This window comes from Tardiphaga sp. 619_E2_N8_4, from assembly GCF_051810905.1.
GTDB lineage: Bacteria > Pseudomonadota > Alphaproteobacteria > Rhizobiales > Xanthobacteraceae > Tardiphaga > Tardiphaga robiniae.
Map to the genome: position 1 here is coordinate 2437104 of NZ_JBPWQJ010000001.1, position 18573 is coordinate 2455676.

At 62.7% G+C, this 18573-nt stretch carries 18 protein-coding genes; 17 read left to right on the forward strand and 1 reads right to left on the reverse strand.

The features are described 5' to 3' along the window. The first annotated feature begins 18 nt into the window (after positions 1 to 18). From AB8A23_RS11615 to AB8A23_RS11635, 5 genes are all read left to right on the forward strand, one after another. Positions 19 to 1359, forward strand: coding sequence for an MFS transporter (locus AB8A23_RS11615; protein ID WP_089265630.1), 1341 nt, complete (start codon positions 19 to 21; stop codon positions 1357 to 1359). Beyond that, positions 1356 to 2396: an NAD(P)H-quinone oxidoreductase gene (locus AB8A23_RS11620; protein WP_231079514.1), complete on the forward strand. Its 1041-nt coding sequence runs from the start codon at positions 1356 to 1358 to the stop codon at positions 2394 to 2396. The genes AB8A23_RS11615 and AB8A23_RS11620 overlap by 4 nt, the downstream gene beginning before the upstream one ends. An 18-nt stretch (positions 2397 to 2414) precedes the next feature. Further along, positions 2415 to 3461: an Ldh family oxidoreductase gene (locus AB8A23_RS11625; protein WP_120286754.1), complete on the forward strand. Its 1047-nt coding sequence runs from the start codon at positions 2415 to 2417 to the stop codon at positions 3459 to 3461. Positions 3462 to 3551: 90 nt separating this feature from the next. After that, positions 3552 to 4454 (forward strand): 3-keto-5-aminohexanoate cleavage protein, encoded by a 903-nt coding sequence (locus AB8A23_RS11630; protein WP_089265628.1) that lies wholly within the window; start codon positions 3552 to 3554, stop codon positions 4452 to 4454. 14 nt (positions 4455 to 4468) lie between these two features. Next, on the forward strand, positions 4469 to 5515 hold the full coding sequence (locus AB8A23_RS11635; protein ID WP_120286756.1) for a tRNA-dihydrouridine synthase: 1047 nt from the start codon (positions 4469 to 4471) through the stop codon (positions 5513 to 5515). On the opposite strand, the gene AB8A23_RS11640 is transcribed toward AB8A23_RS11635, so the two are convergent. Beyond that, complete coding sequence (locus tag AB8A23_RS11640) at positions 5512 to 6333, reverse strand: IclR family transcriptional regulator (RefSeq protein ID WP_439059670.1); 822 nt, start codon at positions 6331 to 6333, stop codon at positions 5512 to 5514. The two genes, AB8A23_RS11635 and AB8A23_RS11640, sit on opposite strands and share 4 nt — an antisense overlap. 265 nt (positions 6334 to 6598) lie before the next feature. Between AB8A23_RS11640 and AB8A23_RS11645 the strand changes: the two genes are divergently transcribed. The 12 genes from AB8A23_RS11645 to AB8A23_RS11700 all read left to right on the forward strand — a co-directional run bounded on the left by AB8A23_RS11645 (position 6599) and on the right by AB8A23_RS11700 (position 18545). Continuing rightward, positions 6599 to 7492, forward strand: coding sequence for a DUF6282 family protein (locus tag AB8A23_RS11645; RefSeq protein WP_231079516.1), 894 nt, complete (start codon positions 6599 to 6601; stop codon positions 7490 to 7492). A 79-nt stretch (positions 7493 to 7571) separates the two neighbouring features. After that, complete coding sequence (locus AB8A23_RS11650; RefSeq protein ID WP_439059669.1) at positions 7572 to 8471, forward strand: hypothetical protein; 900 nt, start codon at positions 7572 to 7574, stop codon at positions 8469 to 8471. A 39-nt stretch (positions 8472 to 8510) separates the two neighbouring features. Then, on the forward strand, positions 8511 to 9275 hold the full coding sequence (locus AB8A23_RS11655) for an HpcH/HpaI aldolase family protein (protein ID WP_089265623.1): 765 nt from the start codon (positions 8511 to 8513) through the stop codon (positions 9273 to 9275). 67 nt (positions 9276 to 9342) lie between these two features. Then, positions 9343 to 10494: an ABC transporter substrate-binding protein gene (locus AB8A23_RS11660; protein WP_115031017.1), complete on the forward strand. Its 1152-nt coding sequence runs from the start codon at positions 9343 to 9345 to the stop codon at positions 10492 to 10494. Positions 10495 to 10499: 5 nt separating this feature from the next. Continuing rightward, complete coding sequence (locus AB8A23_RS11665; RefSeq protein ID WP_244558396.1) at positions 10500 to 11219, forward strand: ABC transporter ATP-binding protein; 720 nt, start codon at positions 10500 to 10502, stop codon at positions 11217 to 11219. Continuing rightward, positions 11191 to 12174 carry a branched-chain amino acid ABC transporter permease gene (locus AB8A23_RS11670; protein WP_309945854.1) on the forward strand — a complete coding sequence of 328 codons (984 nt, stop codon included), beginning with the start codon at positions 11191 to 11193 and terminating at the stop codon, positions 12172 to 12174. The genes AB8A23_RS11665 and AB8A23_RS11670 overlap by 29 nt, the downstream gene beginning before the upstream one ends. Positions 12175 to 12176: 2 nt before the next feature. Then, entirely contained in the window at positions 12177 to 12950 is a 774-nt protein-coding gene (locus AB8A23_RS11675) for an ABC transporter ATP-binding protein (RefSeq protein ID WP_439059668.1), read from the forward strand. Next, positions 12943 to 13830 (forward strand): branched-chain amino acid ABC transporter permease, encoded by an 888-nt coding sequence (locus tag AB8A23_RS11680; protein WP_120286760.1) that lies wholly within the window; start codon positions 12943 to 12945, stop codon positions 13828 to 13830. Before AB8A23_RS11675 ends, AB8A23_RS11680 begins: the two co-directional genes overlap by 8 nt. A 30-nt stretch (positions 13831 to 13860) precedes the next feature. Beyond that, on the forward strand, positions 13861 to 14559 hold the full coding sequence (locus AB8A23_RS11685; protein WP_231079521.1) for an NAD(P)H-dependent oxidoreductase: 699 nt from the start codon (positions 13861 to 13863) through the stop codon (positions 14557 to 14559). Then, a complete protein-coding gene (locus tag AB8A23_RS11690; protein ID WP_120286762.1) occupies positions 14556 to 15326 on the forward strand; it encodes an SDR family NAD(P)-dependent oxidoreductase in 771 nt (256 codons plus the stop codon). Before AB8A23_RS11685 ends, AB8A23_RS11690 begins: the two co-directional genes overlap by 4 nt. A gap of 500 nt (positions 15327 to 15826) precedes the next feature. Beyond that, positions 15827 to 17353 (forward strand): porin, encoded by a 1527-nt coding sequence (locus AB8A23_RS11695; protein ID WP_231079522.1) that lies wholly within the window; start codon positions 15827 to 15829, stop codon positions 17351 to 17353. A 223-nt stretch (positions 17354 to 17576) separates the two neighbouring features. Next, positions 17577 to 18545 (forward strand): Bug family tripartite tricarboxylate transporter substrate binding protein, encoded by a 969-nt coding sequence (locus tag AB8A23_RS11700; protein WP_439059667.1) that lies wholly within the window; start codon positions 17577 to 17579, stop codon positions 18543 to 18545. Positions 18546 to 18573: the final 28 nt, after the last annotated feature.

Below are 18573 nucleotides of genomic sequence, written 5' to 3' on the forward strand. Positions count from 1 at the left end.
AAGATCGACGAGGAAACCATGAACGTGGATCGCGAAAGCGAAGAAGCCCTGATGAATCGCATCATGTGGCGGGTCATGCCGCTTGTGATGGCGATGATGATGCTGGCCGTGATCGACCGGTCGAATGTCGGCTACGCCAAACTGCAGATGGCCAGCAGCCTGGGCATGTCCGAGACCATGTACGGACTGGCGTCCTCGCTGTTCTTTATCGGCTATTCGTTCTTTGAAATCCCGAGCGCCTTGGCCGCGCATAAGTTCGGCGCGCGGCTCTGGTTTGCGCGTATCCTGCTGACATGGGGCATGCTGACGGTGCTGCTGGGTTTCAGCATGACCGGCTCGATGTTTGCGGCGGTGCGCTTTCTGGTCGGCGTGGCCGAGGCGGGGGCGTATCCGGGCATCATCTTCTACCTCACGCTCTGGTTTCCCAAGCGCTACCGCGTGCAGGCCGTGGCGCTTCTCACCATCGGCAGTCCGCTCGGCAACATGTTCGGCTCGCTGTTTGGCGGCATCCTGCTGGATTTCGATGGCATGCTTGGCCTCGCCGGCTGGCAGTGGGTCTTCATCGCCACCGGTGCGCCCGCGGCCATCCTGTTCGTTTTGGTGATGCGCTATCTCCCCGACAATCCGCAGACGGCCGGTTTCCTGTCGTCCGAGGAGAAGGAGCGGCTGGCGGCCGCGCTCGGCCGCGATGAAATCGCCACCACCATGCATACCAGTCCGCTCCGCGTCCTGATCGACGCAAGGGTGTGGTGGTTTTCGTTCGTCTACACGCTGATCACGCTGTCACTCTACGGAATCATCTATTGGTTGCCAACGGTCGTCAAAGGATTCGGCACGACCGGCACGCAGAATGGTATCTTGAATGCACTGCCATGGGCTGTGGCTGCCGCGGTCCTGGTCTGGCTCCCGCGCCATCTGCGCGAGCACCGCACAGTGCTGATCGGCATGGCGGTGATCGCTTTGTGCGGGATGGGGGCGTTCTTCACCTCGACCCTGCTGACCGAGAACTGGATGCGTTATGTGGCGCTCGCGGTTGGCACCCCATGCGTCTCGCTCATGTTTCCATGCTTCTGGTATTTGCCGTCGCAGATCTTCAAGGGAGCGCATGCGGCGGCGGCGATTGCAGCCATCAGCACGATCGGCAGTCTCGGGGGCTTTGCCGCGCAGAATCTCATGCCCTGGGTCGCGGGCTTGTCGGGCAGTGCGCTGGCTGCGATGTCGGTACCCGCCCTCAGCCTGGGTCTGCTGGCCGCCAGCGCATTCGCGATGTTGCTGACATGGCGCGTCCTGCCGAAGACGGACGGCGAGAGTGAGGTCACTGTTGCGGCTGCTGCCGCTCGCCGGCAGGTCGTGTCATGACGGCGCTTCCGTCGGACATGCGGGCGGTCAGGATCGCCCGCTTCGGCGGTCCCGAGGTGCTGGCGCTTGGCGAAGAGGCCTTGCCGACTCTGGCGCGCGGCGAAGTGCTGGTGCGTGTGGTGGCGGCCGGCGTGAACCGGCCAGACATCCAGCAGCGCCGCGGACTCTATCCGCCGCCGCCCGGCGCAACGGAGATTCCAGGCCTCGATATTGCCGGTATTGTGGTCGCGACAGCGCCGGATGTGAACTGGCCGCGGGTCGGCAGTGCGGTCTGCGCGCTCGTCACCGGCGGCGGCTATGCGGAGTATTGCAGCGTGCCTGCCGTGCAATGCATGTCGGTCCCTCGGGGATACGACTTCGCACAAGCGGCGGTACTTCCCGAGGTGCTGTTCACCTGCTGGAACAACGTCATTCTTCTCGGCAAGCTGGCGGAGGGTGAGAGCATCCTCGTACAGGGCGGCACCAGCGGTGTCGGCATGGCGACCATCCAGATCGCAAAGCTGCTGCGATCGGCGCGTGTCTTCGCCACGGCCGGGTCGGAAACCAAGCGTCAGATCTGTCGCGATCTCGGCGCGGAGATCGCGCTCGACTATCGCTGCGATTGGGTCAAGCCGCTGGTGGAAGCGACGCAGGGGCAGGGCATCAACGTCATCCTCGACTCGCAGGCTGGTCCTTACACCAATCTGGAGCTGGAACTGCTGGCCTTCGATGGTCGCCTTGTCCTGATCGCGAGCCACCTCGGTGAACGCGCCGACATCAATGTCCGGCAGATCGTGCGCCGCCGGCTGACGCTGACGGGGTCGACGATCCGGCCGCGTCCGCCGGAATACAAGGGCTGGATTGCCAAGGCCCTGATGCGCGAGGTCTGGCCATTGCTCGAGGATCGGCGGATGCGGCTCAGCATCTGTGCGGCATTTCCGCTGGAGGACATGGCCAAGGCGCATGCCCTGATGGATGCCAATGAGCAGATCGGCAAGGTCGTGCTGATCGTCGATCCGGCCCTTGCCTATGTGGTGCCGGACGGTCGACCGAACTAGAGCACGAAAGACGACGTGATGAGTGATGTCCTGTCAATGCCGGTCGCGGCGGCCGAGGAGTTTCTCGCCGATCTGTTCGAGCGCGCCGGTCTTCCGTCGCTGGCGTCCGGGCAGATGGCGTGCGCGCTGGTCGATGCCGATGTGGCCGGCCTGCCGTCGCACGGTCTGTCGCAGGCCGACATGTATATTCGCCGGCTTCGCCTCGGGAGTGTGTCGTCCGTTGTGAAGCCGATCGTGGTTGAGAGTCGCGCGGCAATGGCTGTGCTGGATGCGCGGGGCATGTTCGGCCATCTGGCGGGTGACGCGGCCATGCAGATGGCCATTGAGCGCAGTAAAGAGATGGGTGTCGGTGTCGTGGCGGTTCGCAACAGTTTTCACTTCGGCGCGGCGGCCCGGTATACACGCCAGGCAAGTGCCCGTGATTGCATCGGCATCGCCATGTGCAACACCAAGCCGATGATGCCGGTTCCTGGCGGTCTGGAGAAACTGGTCGGTAACAATCCTCTCTCGATCGCTCTTCCGGTGTCCGACGGGCCCGAGTTTGTCCTGGACATGGCGCTGAGTGAAGCTGCGCTCGGCAAGATCCGTGTCTATGAGCGGGAAGGGAAGCCGCTCCCGCCGACATGGGCCGTCGACCGCAACGGGGAGCCTACGACGGATGCCAAGGCCGCTATCGACGGCATGCTGTTGCCGTCGGGCGGCGCGAAGGGCTTCGGCCTGTCGCTGGCGATCAATCTGATGTGCAGCCTGCTGTCGCAGGGGCCCGGCGGCGACGAGGTTGCGCCGCTCTATGGCGACCTTTCGAAGCCGTTTCTGTGTTCGCTGCTGTTTCTGGCGATCGATATCGAACACTTCCGTTCGGTCGAAGACTTCCGCAATGAAGCGTCCGCCGAGCTCGCGAAAATTCGCGCGTCGCGCGCGCAGGCGCCGCCGCGTACGCCGGGTGAACGCAGTTGGACGAAGCGCCAGAGCGATGGCGGCCGGATAGATATTCCACGCGCACTGTCCGCGACGTTGAACGCGCTGGCAGAGGAAATCGGATCGCCAGAGCGTCTGCCGTCTTAACGGTACGCGCTGCCAAAGAGCATCACCGTAAGAATTAAAATGAGACCGGCCGTCATGTCGACGGCCGCAGAATGAACAGGAGCACGGGCGATGCAGGCGCCGCGTCAAAAGGTTTTCATCACTTGCGCCGTCACCGGCAATCTGACCACGCCGGAGCAGACACCGCATCTGCCGATCACGCCGGCGGAGATCGCCGAGGCCTGTCTCGGGGCCGCCGAAGCCGGCGCCGCCATCGTGCATGTCCACGTGAGGGAGCCTTCCACCGGGAAGCCTTCGATGGAGCTCGAATATTACCGGGATGTTGTTAACCGGATACTCGCGAAAAACACCCAGCTGATCCTCAACATCACCACAGGCCCCGGCGGCCGTTTCGTTCCCTCCACGGACCAGCCACGCGTCGCAGCGGCGGGAACGACACTGATCGCACCTGAAAAACGTGTCGAGCACATCGCCGCGCTTCGCCCGGATATCTGTACCCTCGATCTCAACACCATGAATTCGGGCAGGGAAGTCGTCATCAATACGCCCGGCAATGTTAGGCGGATGGCGAAGGTGATCCGTGAGGCCGGGGTAAAGCCGGAGATCGAGCTGTTCGATTCCGGCGATATTGCGCTGATGAATGATCTGCTGAAGGACAACACACTCGACGGGCCCGTACTCTGTTCCTTCGTCATGGGGGTTCGTTATGGCTTCCAGCCAAGTCCCGAGACGGTCATCTACGCCCGCAACATGCTGCCGCCGGATGCTCAGTTCACCGCCATCGGCATCGGCAAGACGTCATTCCACAATGTCGCGCAATCCTATCTGTGCGGCGGACACGTTCGCGTTGGTCTGGAAGACGCCGTCTATCTGTCGCGCGGACAACTCGCGCCATCGAATGCTGCCATGGTGGAGAAGGCCCGTCGCATCGTCGAGGAACTCGGCGGAGCGATCGCATCGCCACGCGAGGCGCGGGAGATCATCGGCCTTCCCACTCGCCTAGCGGCAAGCTGACGGAGGTCTGCTGGATGACGCGTCTCAACGTTACCGTCGGCCGAACGGCCCTCAAGAATCCGCTGATCGCCGGATCCGCGGAGCACCATATCGACCCCGAAGGCGTACGTCGTGCGCTGCGCGCCGGCGTTGGCGCGGTGGTGGTCAAGTCCATCAACGAATCCGAGCGCGGCCGTGACCAGCTGCAGCGCGCCGAATACATGCTGCTCGACAGCGAGTGGCGCGAAATGGCGTGGACGCCGAACGCGCCTGACACGGCATTCATCGCCTGTCGCTCTGGCCTGACGCCGCAGAGCTTCGATGCGTGGCTCGATCAGACGGTCCAGCTCGATCGCGAGGCCAGCCAGGTCGAATCCTATGCGGTCGCGAGCCTGATCGTTGCGGACCTCGCGCGAACGGTCGAGATGGCCAGGCAGGTCGAGCAGGCGGGCCTGCGCGTCCTCGAGCTGAATATCGGCACGCCCTATGCCAGCCAGGCAAAAGGTGTGGTGTCCACCGAACTCGATCCCGAGCGGGTGTCCATGATCGTGTCTGCGGTACGGCAGGCGATCGGCATCCCGCTATGGGTCAAGATCACCGGACAGAGCGAGCGCGTGCCGGACCTGGCGGATGCCGCATGTCTCGCGGGCGGCGAAACCGTGGTGATGGCCGGGCGGCTGCTCGGCTTCGTGCCTGACGTCGAGACGATGCAGCCGTTTCTGGGAACGACGCTGGGCGTCGGAGGATACTGGAATCTGCCGCTGACGTGTCACTGGCTGGCTGTGTCGCGGCAACAGCTTGGCGCCGACAAGCCGCTGATTGCGACCAATGGCGCACGCAACGGTCTCGATGTCGCGCGCATGATGCTCGCTGGCGCCAGCGCGGTGGAGATGGCATCGGCCGTGATGCTGCGCGGCGCGGCCGTGCTGTCATCCGCGCTGGATGAACTCGACGCTTACCTGCGCGGCAAGCGGATGACCGCTGCCGAACTGGTTGGCAGGGCTGCAGACCAGCGCAAGACATTTGCCGACATGCCGCTGCGCACCGACAACTGGAGAAAATACATTGCCGATCAGCTTTAACGCGGGCGCGCCGTCCGCGAGCTGCGCTTGACGGGTGGTGGCTGATGAGCGCCGCGGCCGTGCCCGAGCTTGTGCGAGATCTGGCGTGCCGCCTCGATGAGCTGGGCGACGTCGGACGGCCGTGTCTTCTCCGGCAGGACCTGAATCGATGCCACGATGGCGACCGAGGCGATGCAGGCATCCTGCGCGTCGAAGATCGGCGCGGCCACCGCATTCATCCCGATCAAGCTCTGCTCTGGGGCCGTGGCAAAACCAAGACGCACGATCTCCAGATATTCCTGTTCGAGCTTGCGGACGGAAACAATGGTCTTGTCGGTGAAACGCTGCAAGGGCTGCGCGAGGACGCGCGCCCTCATGGGGCTGGGGGCGAAAGCCAGCAGGACCTTTCCCTGCGCCGACGCATGGAAGGTCAATTCGCTCCCCGGGCGAACGCCGAGTTCAATCGCCGCCGTGCCCGACAGCTTGTGCAGGATCAATGCGCCGCGCGGCGTCATCTCGGAAAGAACGACGAAATGGCCAAGGGCATCGCGCAACTGCCGCATCGGTCCTTCCGCGAGCTGAATGAGATCCGCATCAGGCGCGTGCCGGGCGAGCAACCGGCCCTTCGGACCGATGCTGTAGCGCGAGGTGCTGGAGTTCTGCGTGAGATACCCGCGGTCGACCAGCGTCTGCAGATGCCGATGCACCGATCCCTTCGTCATGCCCAGACGGTCGGCGATCTGCGTCACGCCCAGTTCATCGTCCGAGAATGCAACGGCTTCCAGTACGTCGATGGCCAGTTGCACGGAGTGGACGCCGGTTGATGCTGAATCGCTCATCGTTTCTCAAATTCGTGTTCGCCTGTGCTGAACAACGTAGCGAACTGGAATGCAAGTGCAATGTGATTGATGCGTTGAGCGTCGCGGACATATGCCCCGAAACTATTGACACGACCGTGCGCCGACCACTATCTTTAAATGAAACAGCGTTCCGCGCTCGAGAACGTCAACGAGATCGACGGTCTTCAAGGCAGTCGGGACAAAATGCGGTGAGGGAATGACAGAGTTAGCTGATCCCAAGGTCGAGGCGCGCATCGACGCGTTGTTGAAAGGCGCGATTGATCCGCATGTGCATAGCGGGCCGTCCATCGCGCCGCGCGGCATCGACCACGTCACGTTGCTTCGGCAGGCCTCGCAGGCGGGTTTCGCCGCGGTCGTTACCAAGGATCACGACTACAGCGGTGTCATGACGGCCGAGCTGATCCGGCAGCACTTTCCCGAGCTGAAGACGAAGATCTATTCCAGCATCGTGCTCAATAATGTGGTGGGCGGGCTCAACCCCTACGCGGTTGAGCACACCGCTGCGTTGGGTGGCAGGATCGTCTGGCTTCCCACGCTGGCCGCCGCAAACCATCTGCGATGGCAGGCGTCTGCTCAATGGGTGCACCCGGCTTCCACCGAGCGGATGCGACCGGTTACCGCCATTCCGGTGCTGAACGACGACAAGTCGGTACGCGACGACATGAAGGAAATTCTCGATATCGTCGCGCGCAACGACATGGTGCTGGCCAGCGGTCACCTGCATGTCAGCGAGACCTGGCTGATCTTCGAAGAGGCGCAGCGCCGCGGTGTCAAGCGTCTGGTGTTCACTCATCCGGAGGACATCGTCGACGCGTCGTTGAACGACGTTAAAGGCATCGCGGCGATGGGGGCCTTCGTCGAGCACTCGCTCTGCATGTTCCTCGACGGCTGCAAGTTTAAGAGCCGCGAGGCCGAGGATCTGCGCGACCAGATTGAGGCCGCGGGCGTGGAGCAGACGATGCTGTGCTCCGACCTTGGCCAGACCGGAACCTTCAGCCCGCTCGACGGATTCCGCCGCGGCATCAGGCTCTGCATGGATCTGGGCTACGACGACGATCAGATCCGCAAGATGGTCTCCGGCAACACCGCGCGCGCGCTTGGCATCGAAGCGGATGTAGCTGCGGCGCGGGCCAGTTAGCCTTCCGGACAAGATACAGGCTCAGGCCGGCGCATCGTGAAACGCCGGCTCCCAGAATTGACACCAAGGGAGATTCCACATGTACGACACCACCGATCCGAGGGCCAAGCTTGCGCCCGCAGCCGCAGGCGCCGCGCCGGCAGGTCCTTTCGGTCAGGCCGAATATCTCCGCTTCTACGACGAGCCGCCGCAGGAGGATGGGCCGTCAGGCAGGAGCTGGTATGGGCGCGGGCAGAACTTCCTACTCGTGCATACGGAGGGAAAAGCCGGCGGTGTGCTGGCGCGTGAGGAGCAGCCGGACGAATACGCCGTGCTGTTGTCCGACCCCAAGGTGGTCGTGGAGATCACCACGGCGGAGGGCACCAAGCGTGTCAACGGCCGGTCGCTGGCCTTCGTGCCGCCAGGACGGTCAAGCATCAAGATCATTGAAGCCGGCAAGATCGTTCGCATCTTCACCACGCGGTCGGAGGATCTTGCGGCGAAATGCGCCAATGCAGCATCATATGCCACGGCCAAGCCCTACGTCGCACCGCTGGAGCCGTGGCCCGCGCCGAAAGATGGCTTTCGTCTGCGCGTCTACAGCCTCGACGTGCCGCGGGAGCCGGGCCGCTTCGGTCGTATCTGGCGCTGCACCACCATCATGGTGAACTATCTCGACGGCTATAACGGCCCCCGCGATCCCAGCAAACTGTCGCCGCACCATCACGACGATTTCGAGCAGTGCTCGCTCGCGGTTGAGGGGGAGTTCATTCACCATTTGCGCTGGCCCTGGACGATCAACAAGAAGAACTGGCGCAAGGACGATCACGAACTGTGCAAGACGCCGTCCATCGCCGTCATTCCGCCGCCCTCGATTCACACCACCGAGGCCTGTGGAAGTGACTTCAACCAGCTCGTCGACATCTTCTGTCCGCCGCGGCTCGACTTCTCGCAGAAGCCCGGCTGGATTCTGAACGCCGATGAATATCCGATGCCGTAACCGGCAGTCCACCCAGCAACGGCAACAGGATTATCAAAGATGACAACTGCTTCCACATTCCGGCAACGCATGCTTGGTGGCCAGAAACTTGTCGGCACGTTTCTGAAGACACCGACCGGTCACGGCACCGAAATCCTCGGCGATATCGGCTATGATTTCGTCGTGATCGATCAGGAGCACGGTCCATTCGATCGCACCAGCAGCGACATCGCGCTGATGGCTGCGCGGGCAACCGACACGCCGGCGCTGGTTCGGGTGCCGGGACCGGAGGCCATTCTCTCGGTGCTGGATTGCGGCGCCACCGGCGTCCTGGTCCCCCATGTGAAGAGCGCGGCCTATGCGCGCGAGGTGGCGGCAATGTTGCGGTATCGTGGCGGCAGCCGCGGCTTTGCGACCAGCACACGTGCGGGTCGCTATTCCGGCATACCGATGTGGCGGCACATTGCGGATTCGGATGCCCGGATGGTGTTCGTAGCCCAGATCGAGGATCCGGTGGCGCTGGACGAGATTGACGCCATCGCCGCCGTCGACGGCGTTGACTCGCTGTTTATTGGGCGGGGCGACCTGACCGCGGCCTTTGGCGATGAATCGAAAGATCCGCCCGATGTGTTGCGCGCAGTCGAACGCATCTCGGAGGCAGCACGCAAGGCCAACAAGCCGATCAGCGTCTATGTTGGCAATGCGAGCGAGGCCGCCTGGTTGAATTCGCTCGGCGCCAACGTCTTCGTGCTCTCGTCGGATCAGGGCTTTCTGCGCCAGGCGGCGACTGCCGCCCTGCGCGATGTCCGGGACAAGGTTGGATGAGCACGCGTTAGATCGATCAATCTGCAATCAGCGCTCAAGCTGAAAAAACAGACAGGGGGACGGAGACATGAGACCACACAAGGCGTCAATTTGCGCCACGCTGTTCGCGCTCGCGCTGGCACTGCCGGCGTCAGCGCAGCAGACGATCAAGATCGGATCGTCGCTGGGTTTGACGGGATACGGGTCGGCGACCGACGGTCACTGGCGTGACGGGATGCAGATCGCCATTGAGGCGGTCAATGCGCAAGGCGGCGTCCTGGGCAAGAAGCTCGAACTGGTGATCGAAGACAACAAGTCGACGCCGCAGCAGGCAGTGGTCGTCTATCGGAAAATGATGACAGACGACAAGGTCGCCGCCTTCGACAGCGGCTGCATCTCGGCCGGCAACTTTGCCGCCGCGAGCTTCGTCTCCAGAGCCAAGTTGCCGATGTTTCTCTGTTCCATTCTGCCGCGCCAGCCGGATGAGCAGAAGTGGGCCTTCCAGTTCCTGCCGCCACCCAAATTCGAGGTGGATGCGCGCTATCGGTATCTCAAGGACAAGACCGATATCCGTAAGGTCGGAATCCTCTCCGATCCGAGCCCGTACAGCCTGTTGATGCGCGGCCTAGCGGAAAAGGGCGCCGAGGAATTCGGACTGACCGTCGTGGCCAACGAGTCCTACCAGCAGGACGACGCCGACTTCAGCGTTCAGATCGGGCGCATCAATGCGGCTGGCGCCGGGGCGATCATCATGCTGGGGCAAGGCAATGCGGTGGTAACCGTCGTCAACAACATCCGCAGCCTCGGCCTGACCAAGATGCTGATGTTGGGCAGTATCAACGAGCTCGATATTCTGCTCTCGGCGGGCAAGGTGCTTGGCGACCAGTATCTGGTCCCGTCGCCGCTTATTCAGGTGGCAGCCGACGACATCAACGTTATCACAGATCCCACCGCCCGCGCGGCTGCGGAGCCGTTCGTCAGGGCGATGAAGGCGAAGTTCGGCAAGTCCGACAACGCACAGGCCTCGCGCGCCTGGGACTCGATCATGATGATGGCTGCCGCCATGAAGAAGGCGAATTCGACCGATGGGACGGCCGTACGCGATGCATTCGAGAAACTCGGCCATTACGACGGTGCGGGCGCGTCCTACGACTTCAGCGCGGAGAACCATATCGGGATTATCAAGAATCCCTACGTGATCGCCTTCGTGAAGGACGGCGTTCTGGTTCTCAAGAAGTGACGGCGATGGCGGACATTGTCCCCCTGATCGCTGTCCGCGATCTGACGGCCCGCTACGGTCATATCGAAGCGCTGCGGTCGACCGCGCTCCATGTGGCGCCCGGTGAGTTCGTGACCATTCTGGGACCGAACGGAGCCGGCAAGACCACCTTGCTTCGCGCCATTACGCGGCTGATCGCCAGCACCGGGCAGATTGTGTTCAACGGCCGGGATGTCACTCATCTACGCACCCATGAGCTGGCCGGGCTCGGTATCATCATGGTGCAGGAAGGGCGGGGCCTGTTCGGTGACATGAGCGTGCGGGAGAATCTGCAACTCGGCGCCTACAAACTGTCCGGACCGCAGGCCCACAGCGAGCGGCAGCTGGAGAAGGTGTTCTCCCTGTTTCCACGGCTGCGCGAGCGTATCGACCAGACCGCATCGTCCATGTCCGGCGGTGAGCAGCAGATGCTGGCTGTCGGCCGGGCACTGATGGCCGATCCAAAACTGCTCATTCTCGACGAGCCGTCGCTCGGCCTTGCGCCGCGCGTCGCTTCCGAAATCCTGTCGACGCTCGGCGCCCTCAACAAGGAGGGTCTGGGTATCTTGCTGGTCGAGCAGAAAGCGCCGCTGGCGCTCAAACTCGCCCAGCGCGTTTACATTCTTGCCTCTGGAAGCGTTCGGGCCGAGTTGCCGACGCACGAGATTGAATCGCACCATGACCTTGCTCGCTATTACTTCACCTAAGCCGGTTGCGCGTCTCGACCGGTTCTCCATCGGCCTGCTTGGGGCAGGCGCGCTGCTGTTTGTCGCCGTGCTGATCTATGGCGGCTATCTGCTGACGGTGATGCAGCTCGCGATGATCTATGGCATCTTCTGCCTCGGATTGAATTTCTTCATGGGCTATACGGGGCAGGCCTCGTTCGGCCAGAACGCCTTCGCCTGCATCGGCGGCTATGGCAGCGCCATTCTCTGTGTGCAGTACAACTGGGAGCCTGTGCTTGCCCTGATCGCCTCGATGGGCGTGGCGGGAATAGCCGCGCTGGTGATTGGCTATCCGACGCTGCGTCTGCGCGGCCACTATCTCGCGATGGCGACCTTCGCGCTGGGCCTCATTACCTATGACATCTCGGTCCAGTGGACCAGCCTGACCCAGGGCTATATGGGCTATGCTGGCATTCCACCGCTCGGCATCGGCAGCCTGACCGTCGAGGACGAACGGCTGAAGCTGCTCTGCCTCGGTGGGCTGCTGCTGGTCGGTTTCTGGATCTCGCAGCGCCTGCGCGATTCCCGTTTCGGCCGCGGACTGCGCGCCATTTCCGGAAGCGAGAACGGCGCCGCTGCGCTCGGCATTCGGATTTCGCGCTTCAAGCTTATCGCCTTCGTCATCGCCGGATTGTATGCGTCGGCCGCCGGATCGCTGTTCGCGCATACGGTTGGCTTCATCAGTCCCGAAGTGTTCGGCCCGCAGATGGTCATCGTGACCTTTACGATGCTCTATGTCGGAGGCGTCGGCACGCTGATCGGTCCGGTCGTCGGCGCCATTGTTGCATCTCTGCTGCCGGAGATCTTCCGCAGCACCGGCCGCTTCCAGGACATCGCCTATGCGCTGGTGCTGCTGCTGATGCTGATCTATGCGCCCAAGGGCCTGTCGGCGCTCGGTGGACTGTTTCGCCCGCGCAAAGACAAAGGGGAGGCGTGACCATGGCGCTCCTCAAGGTCAAGGGTCTGACCAAGCGTTTCGGCGGGCTGCTCGCCAATAACGAGATCGATCTCGACGTGCCGCAAGGCAGCCTGTTCGCGGTCATCGGCCCGAACGGTGCGGGCAAGACGACGTTCTTCAGCATGATCTCCGGTTTCCTGAGTTCGACCTCGGGAAGCATCGCATTCGATGGCCGCGACACCACCCGCATGCGCCAGGATCAGATCGCCGCTATGGGGTTGATCCGGACGTTTCAGCTCGTGCAGCTGTTCAAGGGCATGTCCGTCGCCGAGAATGTCGAGGTCGGTTGCCACCTCGCGACCCGCGGCGGCGTCGCCGCGGCACTGCTGCGGCCATCCTGGTTTCGCCGGCAGGAAGCCGAGGTTCACGAGCGGGCGCGCGAACTGCTCGATTTCGTCGGGCTTGGCGCGCAGTCCGATCTCGATGCCGAATTGCTGCCCTATGGTCAACAACGACTGCTCGAAGTCGCACGCGCGCTCGCATCCAAGCCGCGGCTGCTACTGCTCGACGAGCCCGCCGCCGGTCTCAATACGCAGGAGACCGACGCGCTCGCGCACATCATCCAGAAGATCAACCGCCAAGGCACCACGGTGCTGCTGATCGAACACGATGTCGGACTGGTCACACGGATCGCGCACCGGATCGCGGTGCTCGATTTCGGACGAAAGATCGCCGAAGGCACGCCGGACGAAATCAAGGTCCATCCCGAAGTCATTGCCGCCTATCTCGGCGTAGAGGAGGCAGCCAATGCCTAGCGCAGTCGAACTCGTTCAGAGTCTGGTCAACGGCGTCGGTATCGGACTAATCTACGGACTGGTCGCGATCGGATTTTGCGTCATCTACAACGCCAGCGGTATCGTCAATTTCGCGCAGGGCGTGTTCGTCATGCTCGGCGGTATGTTCGCACATACGCTGCTGACGCAATTCGGCCTGCCGATCTATGTCTCGGCGGTGCTGTCGACAATCCTGGTCGCGGGCATCGGTGTTCTCGTCCAGATCACCATCATCAATCCGATGTGGCGTCGCAAAGCGCCGCTGTTCGCGATCATTCTCGCGACTCTGGCTATCCAGCTTCTGATCGAACAGGTCGTCATTCTCACGCTGGGCGATCAGCCGCGGACCTACCCTGAATTCACATCCGGCGGGCCGTTGAAGATCGGGCCGATCGCGATCGGCTATCAGTTGTTCTGGGTGCTCGGCTGCGGCGCCCTGATGGTGTTCGCTCTGACGCAATTCTTCAACCGCACGCGGATGGGACGCGCTTTGCGGGCCTGTTCGCAGAACCGCGAGGCCGCCGCATTGCTCGGCATTCCCGTCGAGCGCATGCTGATCGTGTCCTTCGCACTCAGTGCAGCGCTGGGCGCCGCAGCCGGCATTCTCATCACGCCAACGCAATATACGGCGTACAGCGTCGGCGGGCCGTTCGGCATCAACGGCTTCATCGCGGCGATCATCGGGGGCTTCGGCAGTGCGCCGGCGGCGCTGATCGGCGGCATCTTCCTTGGCGTCATCCAGTCCGGTGCCATCGTGTTCTTCGGCGCGGGCTTCAAGAACATCGTGGCGCTGACGGTGCTGCTCATCGTGCTGCTGTTTTTCCCCAGTGGGTTGTTCGCCGGCCGGGCTAAGAGCGCCTGATCCAATGATGTCGCTTGCGAGAGTATCGCGATGAACGTCCTGATGATCTATGCGCATCCCGAGCCGACCTCCTTCACGGGTGCCCTGAAGGATGCCGGTGTCGCGACATTGCGGCAGGCCGGCCACGCGGTGGTGGTGTCCGATCTGTATGCCGAACGGTTCGATCCGGTCGCCGGCCGACACGACTTCAATGCCGTGGCGGACGCGGGACGTTTTCACTATCAGACCGAACAGGCCCATGCGCACGGCACCGGCGGTTTCGCGGCCGACCTCGTGCGTGAGCAGCAGCGCCTTCGCGACGCCGATCTTGTCGTCTGGCTCTATCCGATCTGGTGGGGCGGCATGCCGGCCATTCTGAAGGGCTGGTTCGACCGCGTCCTTGCCTTTGGCTTCGCCTATGCCGATGGCCGCCGCTTCGACAGCGGCTTCTTTCCCGACAAGCGCGGTCTGCTGTGCCTCAGCACCGGCGGCACCCGGCAACGGTTCTCGGCTGGCGACGCTTATGGCGATATCCAGACTGTGCTGTGGCCGGCACAGCGCCTGATGATCGAGTATCTTGGCATGACAGCTCTTGAACCGTTCGTCGCTTACGCCGCGCCGCGCGTCGATGCCGAAGGCCGCGAAGTGTATCTGAGGCAATGGAGCCTGCGATTGCAAAAGGCAGTCGAAGACATGGCGCCGCACGCCGGCATCGCAGTAGTCACTCCCACGGAAAGAGGCAGGTCATGAGCACCAGCGATCAAGGGCGGCCCGACCGGGATTCGTTGAGCAACAAGGTCGTGCTGGTCACGGGCGGGTCGCGCGGGATGGGAGCTGCGATCGCACGGCGTTTTGCCGGCGCGGGCTGTCGTGTGGCGATCGGCTACCGCAATGAGTCCGCGGCGGCGCATGCGGTACTCGGTGATATCGCCGAGTTGGGGGCACAAGGCATCGGCGTTGCTGGTGACATTTCCAATCCGCACGAGGCGCGGACGATGGTCGCACAGGTCATTGCGCGGTTCGGGCATCTCGACATTCTGGTCAACTGCGCCGGTATCGCGGAATATCGGCCGTTCGAGGCGGTCGACCCCGAGCTGTTCCGCGCCACCTTCGATACCAATGTCCTCGGCACGATCGCTGTTATTCAGGCGGCGCTCCCGCATCTGACCGCGCCGGGAGGACGGATCATCAATTTCTCCTCCGCACTCGCTACCCGGCCGATCCCGACCACCTCGATCTATGCGGCCTCCAAGGCGGCGGTTGCTGCCCTGTCGCATGCGCTCGCCAAGGAATTCGGCCCGCGCGGGATCACAGTCAACACGATCGCGCCCGGCGTGATCGAGACCGACATGACGACGCAGATCCTGGCCGAGCGCGGCGCAGGGATCGCGGCGATGACGCCGCTCGGTCGCGTCGGGCAGACCGACGACATCGCCGGTGTTGCGCTATTCCTCGCGTCGCCGGAGGCGAAATGGCTCACCGGGCGTACGATCATCGCCGATGGCGGCGTGAGCTGACGGAGCGCGCCAAACAGCAGTCCGCATCCGCTGCGGGATCGAACGACGCCGGTTCGACAATAGTTCGGCGGCATTCATACGCCGACCATGGATGCGCTGCCCTACACGCCCAATGATATCGCCGCGCGCGCGAGCCGCAGCGCGCGGCATCTCGCGGAGCGACTCACTAAATCGATCGCCGGCAATTCCGCAGCGAGGCGATACGATACGAGCTCCATTGGCGGGCTCGCGATCATCGTTCTCGACGTGCGGCGCGCATGCGTTTTGATAGTTGTTCGCGATGACGAAACGGTACCCTTCGTTTGTGCGTCAATGCAACGCGAATGACACACTCCGTTCATCATTGGCCCGAAATTCGCCGCCATCGTTGACAGGCCGATCTCACCATCAATATCCTCTATCAAAACAGCGTTACGCCCTCGCGTACAACAAACGCGAGCCGGCGATGGGCGGCCAAGTAACATTTCACTGAGGAAACGACGGCAATTCGGAGGGCTATAATGACGACGACTATCAAGACTCTTGTTCTCGGCTCGGCGGCAGGGATTCTCGCGATCGGCGGTGCATACGCAGCCGATCTTCCGGTGAAGGCCAAGGCGGTCGAATATGTGAAGATCTGTTCGCTTTACGGCGCGGGCTTCTATTACATCCCGGGCACCGACACCTGCATCAAGATCGGCGGTGCACTTCGCATCGATACCGCCTTCAATGCTGCGAGCAATTATGACGTGCCGTACTGGTTCGGCGGCGCCGGCGGCAACAATCTCTACACGAAGGACTATTTCAACACCAAGCCGCGCCTGACGCTGACCACCGATACGCGCACAGCGACCGAATACGGTCTGCTCCGCACATTCTCCAACATTCATTTCGATTTCGCGCAAGGACGTGAAAGCATCGCCGGTGGCTACGTCGAAGTGGATTTCGCGTTCATCCAGTTCGCAGGCTTCACCTTCGGCAAGGCCGTCTCGCAGTTCGACCCGCAATGGGCGCTCGCCAAGCCGACGATCGCCTCCGGCTTTTTCGCGGGCTCCAACAACGCGACCGGCATCCCGCAGCTGGCCTATACGGCGTCGTTCGGCAACGGCGTCTCCGGCACCATCTCGCTCGAGAATGCGTCGCCCTATCGCAATGCCGGCTTGTGGAACGTGAACACGTTCATCGTGGCGCCCGGTGCCTCGCAGTTCACCGGCGCATTCTACGGTTCGTCGTCGAACACGTTCCTCGGCAATGCCACGGGCGGCAACCATATGCCGGACGTTGTCGGCAACCTGCGCCTCGATCAGGCATGGGGCACGCTGCATCTCGCTGCAGCCCTTCATCAGGCGACGGCGCAATACTACACCAATGAACCCTCCGGCCACCCTGACGATGCCTATGGCTTCGCCGTAAGCGGCGCTGTCGAGTTCAAGAACCTGCCGACGGGCGCGGGCGACAGCCTCAAGCTGGAAGCCTCCTACGCCAAGGGCGCTGCGAAATACGTCTTCGCGGGCACCGTCGATACGCTGGGCGGCGGGCGGTTCGCCAAGTTTGATGGCAACACCGTTGGCTTCGGCTACGTTCTCGATGGCGTCTATGCGCCCGGCGGCCAGATCGTGCAGAGCTCGGCTTGGGAAGTCAGCGGCTTCTTCGAGCATTACTGGAACCCGGCGTGGCGCACCTCTCTCTTCGCCAACTACAGCCACATCTCTTACGGCGACGCGGGCAATGCTCTGTTGGCAGGGGCATTCGCCTCGACCACGCGGGGCTTCGGCACCAGTTCGTCCTCGGCAGCGGCTTCGTCCGCCGGCGTTCTGTCCGGGACCAGCAACAACTTCGACTTTGCCACCACGCAGGTCGGCACCAGAACAGCCTGGACGCCCGTTCAAAATCTGACGCTCTCGGCGGAATTCATCTACAGCCGCATGGATCAGAGCCTGGGTGGCACCTACACCGGCAACGTCGTGGGCAAGCCGGCGGGCACATCCTACGCCGTGCGCGATCAGAACCTCTACAACGGCGCGGTTCAGATCCTGCGATCGTTCTGAGCCTGATCGACCACTGGGGCGGTGTTGAAAACAAGAGCCCCCGGCAGACGTGCCGGGGGACTGTTCACGCAAGCGCGTGAGCGAGCCATGCCGTACAGCGGAACGGCGGCACATTCCGCAACTTCGATAGCGGTTTGATTGTAGGACATCGAACAGGGAAAGCGCTGCGGAAGATGGCGCTGAACAAGTGGGCACAGCCTGCATCTTAAAAATCGGAGGAAACATGCGTGCATTGCTAGTCGGCCTGTGCGGTCTCGTGCTCGCCCTGACGCCCGTTCACAACGTCGCCGCGCAAGGATGGCCGGAACGGACCGTCACCATGATTGTGCCGTTTCCGGCAGGATCCGCCGTCGATACGCTCGCGCGCGCGGTCGGCCAGGCGCTGAGCGAGGCGCTCGGCAAGCAGTTCATCGTCGACAATCGTGCGGGGGCAGGCGGCAGCATTGGCGGTGCGGCCGTGGCCAAGGCGAGCGCTGACGGCTACACGCTCCTGTTTGGCACGCCTGCGCCGATTGCACTCAACAAGCTGATGTATAAGGGGCTGGCCTATGATTCCGAAAAGGATTTCACGCCGGTCGTTCTCGTCGCTAAGTCCCCGCTCATCGTGACCGCGCGCGCCGACTTTCCAGCGAAGACGTTCGAAGAGCTGATCGCTTATGCGAAGCAGAACCCCGACAAGGTCAATGTGGGACATCCCGGCAACGGTACGCTCGGACACATCACGTCGGAACTGGTGCAGAGGTCCGTCGGCGTCAAGATGACCAACGTGCCGTATCGCGGCACATCACCGCTGATGACAGATTTGCTCGGCGGTCAGATCGATATCGTCATCGACTTCATGCCAACCTATGTACCGCTGGTCACCTCCGGAAAAGTGCAGGCGCTTGCCGTCACGACCAGCCAGCGGGCCGCGCAACTGCCGGCCGTGCCCACAGTGCAGGAGATGGGGTTCAAGGGCTTCGAGGCTTCAGCGTGGTACGCCATGGTCGCGCCGATCGGGACGTCGCCCGAGATCGTCGCCAAGTTGAACAGCATCGTGAACAGCTTTCTTCAGAGTGAAAAGGGAAAGGCTATTCTCGGGCAGAATGCATTGCTGGGCGTCGGTGGATCGCCGGACGATCTCAAGGCATTCGTCGCGGCCGAACTCGCCAAGTGGCGGCCGGTCATCGAAGCGGCAAAAATTGCAATGTAGCAAGGACGAGGCCGGTACGGCGCAGTGT